This window comes from Pseudomonas sp. CBZ-4, from assembly GCF_000346755.1.
Lineage (GTDB): Bacteria > Pseudomonadota > Gammaproteobacteria > Pseudomonadales > Pseudomonadaceae > Aquipseudomonas.
Genome location: NZ_ANNV01000167.1, coordinates 55,605 through 62,545, shown reverse-complemented (window position 1 = coordinate 62,545; position 6,941 = coordinate 55,605). Strand labels below are relative to the sequence as shown.

The 6,941-nt window shown below is 60.5% G+C and carries 7 protein-coding genes; 2 read left to right on the top strand and 5 right to left on the bottom strand.

From position 1 onward, the window contains the following. Positions 1–84: 84 nt before the first annotated feature. Both B348_RS0126055 and B348_RS0126050 read right to left on the bottom strand, forming a co-directional pair. Positions 85–1,167, bottom strand: a complete 1,083-nt coding sequence (locus tag B348_RS0126055) for an LLM class flavin-dependent oxidoreductase (protein WP_017738970.1) — start codon at positions 1,165–1,167, stop codon at positions 85–87. Positions 1,168–1,344: 177 nt separating this feature from the next. Then, positions 1,345–2,208, bottom strand: coding sequence for a helix-turn-helix domain-containing protein (locus B348_RS0126050; RefSeq protein ID WP_017738969.1), 864 nt, complete (start codon positions 2,206–2,208; stop codon positions 1,345–1,347). 109 nt (positions 2,209–2,317) lie between these two features. On the opposite strand from B348_RS0126050, the gene B348_RS0126045 reads away from it, so the two are divergent. Together B348_RS0126045 and glsB are read left to right on the top strand one after the other, a co-directional pair. After that, complete coding sequence (locus B348_RS0126045; RefSeq protein ID WP_017738968.1) at positions 2,318–2,728, top strand: hypothetical protein; 411 nt, start codon at positions 2,318–2,320, stop codon at positions 2,726–2,728. A 111-nt stretch (positions 2,729–2,839) separates the two neighbouring features. Next, positions 2,840–3,748, top strand: a complete 909-nt coding sequence (gene glsB / locus B348_RS0126040) for a glutaminase B (RefSeq protein WP_017738967.1) — start codon at positions 2,840–2,842, stop codon at positions 3,746–3,748. A gap of 129 nt (positions 3,749–3,877) precedes the next feature. On the opposite strand, the gene mddA is transcribed toward glsB, so the two are convergent. From mddA to B348_RS0126025, 3 genes are all read right to left on the bottom strand, one after another. Then, positions 3,878–4,669 carry a methanethiol S-methyltransferase gene (gene mddA, locus B348_RS0126035; protein ID WP_017738966.1) on the bottom strand — a complete coding sequence of 264 codons (792 nt, stop codon included), beginning with the start codon at positions 4,667–4,669 and terminating at the stop codon, positions 3,878–3,880. Positions 4,670–4,921: 252 nt separating this feature from the next. Continuing rightward, positions 4,922–5,161 (bottom strand): DUF6124 family protein, encoded by a 240-nt coding sequence (locus B348_RS0126030; RefSeq protein ID WP_017738965.1) that lies wholly within the window; start codon positions 5,159–5,161, stop codon positions 4,922–4,924. A gap of 526 nt (positions 5,162–5,687) precedes the next feature. Continuing rightward, positions 5,688–6,932, bottom strand: a complete 1,245-nt coding sequence (locus B348_RS0126025) for a saccharopine dehydrogenase family protein (RefSeq protein WP_026137074.1) — start codon at positions 6,930–6,932, stop codon at positions 5,688–5,690. Between the last annotated feature and the right edge of the window lie 9 nt (positions 6,933–6,941).

Sequence of the window (6,941 nt, the reverse complement as noted above, 5' to 3'; positions counted from 1 at the left end):
GCCTGCATCGCAGGCAAGCCAGCTCCCACAGAAGCCAGCTCCCACACAAGCCAGTTTCCACATTTGGTTTTGCAGTGTTCTGGATTATGCGACTTGCTGGGCCTGCTCGCGTTCGGCGATCAACTGGCGGGTGAGCGGGATCAGGCGTTTGCCGTAATCAATCGCATCATTCAGCGGATCAAACCCGCGGATCAGGAACGTAGTGATCCCCAGGTCGTAGTAGTCCACCAACGCCTCGGCGACTTGCTCAGCCGTACCCACCAATGACGTGGAGTTGCCCTGCGCGCCAAGCAGTCCGGCAATCCCGGTCCACAAGCGCTTGTCCAGGCGCGAGCCTTGCGCCGCGGCGGCAAGCAAACGGCGCGAGCCTTCGTTCGGCGGTTCGCGGCGCACAAAGCCATTCTGTTCCGCCAGCGCGGTAGCCTGCTGCAAGATGCTGTCGGCGCGTGCCCAGGCCAACTCTTCGGTCTCGGCGAGGATCGGGCGCAGCGACAAACTGAAGCGAATCGTGCGCCCGTGCTTGGCCGCCTCGGCGCGCACCTGGGTGACGATTTCACGCACTTGCTCGTAGGTCTCACCCCACAGCGCATACACGTCGGCATGCTTGCCGGCCACGGCGATGGCTGCGGGTGACGAACCGCCGAAGTACAGCGGGATATGCGGCTGTTGCGGCGACTTCACCGTGGAGTGCGCGCCTTCGACCTGGTAGTAGGTGCCGGCGAAATCGAAGGGTTGCTCGCTGGTCCATTCCTGGCGCACCACGCTCAGGTATTCGTCGGTGCGGGCGTAACGTTCGTCCTTGCCGATATGGCTGCCATCGGCGCGCAGTTCGCGGTCATCGCCGCCGGTGATGATGTGCACCGCCGTGCGCCCGCCGTTGAACACATCCAGCGTGGTGAACTGGCGTGCGGCCAACGTCGGTTGGGCGAAACCCGGGCGATGGGCGATGAGGAATTGCAGCTTCTTTGTCACGCTGGCGGCGTGGGAGGCGATCAGCGTGCTGTCCGGGCTGTTGGAATGGAACGCCACCAGGGCACGGTCGAAACCGGCTTCTTCGTGGGCGCGGGCCACGGTTTCGACGTAGTCCGGTTGCAGGGTGGGGCCGCTGCGCGGGTGGATCTCGGAAGCGTGATGGCCGCCAATGTAGCCGATGAATTCAATGCTCATGGTCTGTCCTTGTCTGGTGCGGGATGGTCACCTCCACCGGGCAGGGGGTCGGTTGTTCGCGTCCAAGGTAGGGGCAGGCGGCGGGGCTGTAAAAGGCCGTTTGGTTCTAACCTAATTATTAAAATGTAGAATCATAAAAAGTTGGTGTATCAGTATTTTGCATTTTTATCGGCGAGATCAGTGTTCAGCATCCAGCGTTTCCGTCATCGCAATGCCGGGCAGTGCGGCATTGCCTGGGGTGCCCATGCGGTCCGCCAGGTAGCGCGCCGGTGGTTGGCCCACGGCCTTGCGGAACATGGTGATGAAACCACTGGCGTTCTCATAACCCAGGTCCAGGGCCACGCGCTGCACACTGTCGCCCTTGGCCAGCCGTTGCAGGGACAGGATCACGTGCAACTGCCGGCGCCAACGGCCGAAACTCAGGCCCAGTTCCTCCAGCAACAGCCGCGTCATGCTGCGCTCGCTCATGCCGATGCGCACGGCCCATTGGCCGAGGGTGGCCTTGTCCGTCGGCTCGGCCAGCAGGCTGTCGGCCAGGCGCCGCAGCCGTGGGTCTTGCGGCATGGGCAGGTGCAGGGCTTCGATGGGCGCGGCGGCCAGTTCATCCAATAGCGTACTGATCAAGCGGCCCTGGGCGCCGTGCTCTTCATACAGTTGCGGGAAGCCGACGGCCTTGCTGATCAGCTCATGCAGTAGCCCCGACACCGCCAGGGTGCAGCATTGCGGGGGCAGGGCGCGGGCGGCGTCGGGGTCGATCAGCAGGCAGTAGACCTGCGCCTCGCCAGACCCGCGTGCGGCATGGAAGGTGCCGCCGGGAATCCACAGCGCGCATTGCGGCGGCACGATCCAGATGCCCGCTTCGATTTCACAGTGGATGACCCCGCGCAGGGTGTACATCAACTGGCCTTTGCGATGGGCGTGCTGGGCATGTTCCCAAGTATCCGAGGTGCTGCTGGCGCCCACGGCCACCACGGCGCGGGGGAAGACGTCGGCGTCCTTGGCCATCATCGGGTCATGCAGGTCGAGGCGGTGGTGTTTCATGGTGTGGGCGCAACTTGGCTGAATTGCGAAATAGTCTGGCTATTCTGTGCAATGCCGTCCAGGGTTTTGTCTCTTATAGTGAGAGTCACTCTCATTAAGGAGCTTTGCCATGCGACTCGACAGTACAACCTTCCCTGTGGTCAAAATCTTCTTCGACGCCCCCAACGAAGGCGGGCCGGAAGATGCCTTTGTGGTTTTCGAAGGCCTGTTGGCCCGTCAACAAGCCTTCGTGCTGCTGCACGAAAAATCGGTGGATGAAAACAATCACGAGCACGCCCATGAAGAGCGCAAGCAGGCCTCGATCTGGATGAAGAAAAACAAGCCGGCGTTGCGTGCGTACGTCAAAGGCATGATCCAGGTGGAACCGAGCGCGGCCCAGCGCCTGGCGCTCAAGCCGTTTGCCGTGATGTTCGGCAAGGCTTGGGGTTATCCGCTGTTGGTGGTGGAGTCCAAGGACCGCGCCTGGGCGCTGGCGCGGGATGTGCTGGATGAGCAGGTGTCGGATGTGGCGCATTTCTAAGCCTGGAAATACTCAGGTATGGGAAGGGAGCAAGCTCCCTCCCCACATTGAGATCAGGTATCCTCCGCGCCCCGCTTATCACCGATTCCAAGACAGATGACAGGACAAGACATGCAGGCGTTGCTGGAGTCGATCCTGGACGAAGTTCGTCCATTGATCGGCCTCGGCAAAGTGGCCGACTACATCCCCGCGCTGGCCGATGTGCCGGCCAATCAACTGGGGATCGCCGTGTACGGCAACGACGGTGCCGCCTACTGTGCCGGCGACGCCGACACGTTGTTTTCGGTGCAGAGCATTTCCAAGGTGTTCAGCCTGGTGCAGGCCATCGACCACGGTGGCGAAACCATCTGGGAACGCTTGGGCCACGAACCGTCCGGGCAGCCTTTCAACTCGCTGGTGCAGTTGGAGTTTGAGCGCGGCCGGCCGCGCAATCCGTTTATCAATGCCGGCGCGCTGGTGATCTGCGATATCAACCAGTCACGTTTTGCCGTGCCGATCCTGTCGATGCGCGATTTTGTCCGGCGCCTGTCGGGTAACCCGCAAATCCTGGTCAACAGCATCGTCGCCGAATCCGAAGCCCAGCATGGGGCACGCAATGCCGCCATGGCCTACCTGATGAAGTCGTTCGGCAACTTCCACAACGACGTGGACGCGGTGCTGCACAGCTACTTCAACTACTGCGCGTTGCAGATGAGCTGCCTGGACCTGGCCAAGGCGTTCAGCTTCCTGGCCAACGAAGGCGTGAGCGCCCACAGCGGCGAGCAGATCCTCACGGCGCGCCAGACCAAGCAGGTCAACTCGATCATGGCCACCAGCGGGCTGTACGACGAGGCGGGGAATTTCGCCTACCGCGTCGGCTTGCCGGGCAAGAGCGGCGTGGGCGGCGGCATCGTCGCGGTGGTGCCGGGGCAGTTTACGGTGTGCGTGTGGTCGCCGGAGTTGAATGCAGCGGGGAACTCGCTGGCGGGGATCAAGGCGTTGGAGTTGTTGAGTGAGCGGATTGGGTGGTCGGTGTTTTGATAAAGCGGCACGTGAAATAGCCCGAGCACCGCAAATCCCATGTGGGAGCTGGCTTGCCTGCGATAGCGGTCTGTCAGCCAGCACATCTGGCCCTGGAAGAACGCCATCGCAGGCAAGCCAGCTCCCACATCAAGATACAGGCTTCTTTTTCCGACACGCAGGCCGGGCGTTCGACCAAGGTAAAATCATGCCGACCGCTTGCTTGTACTGCCGATACTGCTCACCGAACAGCGCCACAAGATCCTTCTCTTCAAAGTAGGCACCCACAAAAATGTAGGCCGTCAGCCCAACCGCAAACAACAGGTGGCCAGCGGTCATGTGCGGCGTTGCCCAGAAGGCGATCAGGAATCCCAGGTACAGGGGGTGGCGGACAATCCTGTAAAGCGATGGCGTTCGGAATATCGACAGCTGTTGTGCCGTGCCACGCCAACGATCAATGGCCTGCTTGAGGCCAAAGAGTTCGAAGTGGCTTATCAGCAACGTTGCCACAAAGACAACCACCCAGCCCAACCAGAACAGGCCGGTCAGCAGCACCCTGGCCCAAGCCGCCTCAACCTGCCAGATGGTGAATGTGATCGGCTGCCACAACCAGAACATCAGCACGAGCACCAGGCTGCTGAGCAACACGTAGGTCGAGCGCTCGGCAACGGGCGGGACGAATGTCGTCAGCCAGCGCTTGAAATTTTTACGCGCCATCAGCGAGTGCTGGGCGCCGAATAACAGCATCAGCATGCAGTTGATCAGGATTGCCAGAGGCCAGCCGGTGAGGGGACCGGAGTTGATGTGCTTGGGTACGACGACACCGCCTACGAAGCCGATCAAGTAGAAAAACGTGACTAGAAAGACCAGATAACAGCAGGTGCTGAAGACCAGCCCGGCTATACGTGCAGTATGGCCGTTGGCGGTTTTTTGCAGGTTCATGGACGAATCCTTTCGCACATGGTGAGGGGGTAAGCCAATCGATGATTGAACTCTCGCCCTGTCAAGGTTAGCGGGGTTTGAGGATTCGGCTACCTGGGTACATAGAACCCTAGGGCACCGCAAATCCCATGTGGGAGCTGGCTTGCCTGCGATAACAGTGTGTCAGTCAACACATCTGGCCCTGGAAGACCGCTATCGCAGGCAAGCCAGCTCCCACAGTTGAGCTTCGTTGATTTCGAGAGGGTTGTTCGATCAGGTCACCGGATGAGTCTGATCCAGAGCCTTGTCCACCAACAGTTGCACACCTTCAAGCATGCGGCAGATGCCCAGCGCTACGTTGCGTTGGGCGCCATCGACTTCAAAGGCGAGATGGGCGGCGATGTCGTTGAGGCAGGCCAGGTCTTGCGCGGCATTGGCCAGCAGGGTTTCGGTGCCCAGGTCGGGGCGGACGGTGAAGGGGGTTGCGGGGGGATTTGGACTGTCTTTGATCATGGTGGAACTCCGTCGACAAGTGGAGCCGCCAGCGTTCGCGGTCAAACGAAGAGGGTGGCAGCTGTACGCGGGTTGACCGACCGGTTGTCAACGAACCCGGCATACCCGAAGGTATCCCGCGCACAACTGCCGCGACACAATACCTCAGGCACAAAAAAACGCCTAAGACGGGTGCAGGGCGTAGCAGTTCGTTAACAAGGTCGGACGGTCAAATCCGGCCGCTGAATGTGCAGCGACGGCGAGGAGATTATCCAGCGAAGTTCCCAGGGACAACCTGAAAGCCTTGTGGGAAATATCTGAACACCGCAAGCGCCGTTTACCACTGTGCCAGGGCAACACAAATCCCTTGTGGGAGCTGGCTTGCCTGCGATAACAGTGTGTCAGCCAACACATCCGGTACTGGAAGACCGCTATCGCAGGCAAGCCAGCTCCCACAGTTGACCTCATTGGTTTTGGAGGCTGTGCTTGGCTCCAAAAAAAATGCGCCCCTGAGGGCGCATTTTTTTGTTCGGTCCGCTCTCGCCTATCAGGCAATCGCATCCCACGCACGATCACCGTGCTCGTCCTTGATCCGCGTCGGCAAGCCCATCACGTCCAGCGCCTTGAGGAACGGCTCGGCCGGCAGTTCTTCGACGTTGGCCATGCGTTGCACATCCCACTCGCCACGGGCCACCAGCAGCGCGGCGGCTACTGGCGGCACGCCGGCGGTGTAGGAGATGCCCTGGCTGTCGGTTTCGGCGAACGCTTCTTCGTGATCAGCTACGTTGTAGATGAACACCTCGCGCGCCTTGCCGTCCTTGGTGCCTTTGACCAGGTCGCCGATGCAGGTCTTGCCGGTGTAGCCGGGCGCCAGCGAAGACGGGTCGGGCAGTACGGCCTTGACCAGTTTCAATGGCACCACTTCCAGGCCTTCGGCGGTGGTCACCGGTTTTTCGGAGAGCAGGCCGAGCTTGTTCAATACGGTGAACACGTTGATGTAGTGTTCGCCGAAGCTCATCCAGAAACGCACGTTGGGCACGTCGAGGTTTTTCGACAGCGAGTGCACTTCATCGTGGCCGGTCAGGTACAGGTTCTGCGAACCGACGACCGGGAGGTCATCGGTGCGTTTGACTTCGAACATGGTGTTGCTGGTCCACTGGCTGTTCTGCCAGCTCCACACCTGTCCGGTGAACTCGCGGAAGTTGATTTCCGGGTCGAAATTGGTGGCGAAGTATTTGCCATGGGAGCCGGCATTGACGTCGAGGATGTCGATCGAATCAATGCGGTCGAAATGCTGTTGCTGCGCCAGCGCGGCGTACGCGTTGACGACACCCGGGTCGAAGCCCACGCCAAGGATGGCGGTGATGTTCTTCTGTTTGCACTCTTCCAGGTGGTTCCACTCGTAGTTGCCGTACCACGGCGGGGTCTCGCAGACCTTGCCCGGCTCTTCGTGGATGGCGGTGTCGAGGTAGGCCACGCCCGTGTCGATGCAGGCACGCAGTACCGACATGTTGAGGAACGAGGAACCGACGTTGATGACGATCTGCGATTCGGTCTCGCGGATCAGGGCCTTGGTCGCTTCCACGTCCAGGGCGTTCAGCGCGAAGGCTTGGATTTCTGCGGGTACTTTGAGGCTACCCTTGGCCTTGACGCTGTCGATGATGGCCTGGCATTTGGAGATGTTGCGCGACGCGATAGCAATACGACCGAGTTCGTCGTTGTGCTGCGCGCACTTGTGGGCCACCACCTTGGCGACACCTCCTGCACCAATGATAAGAACGTTCTTTTTCAATTGCTTTCT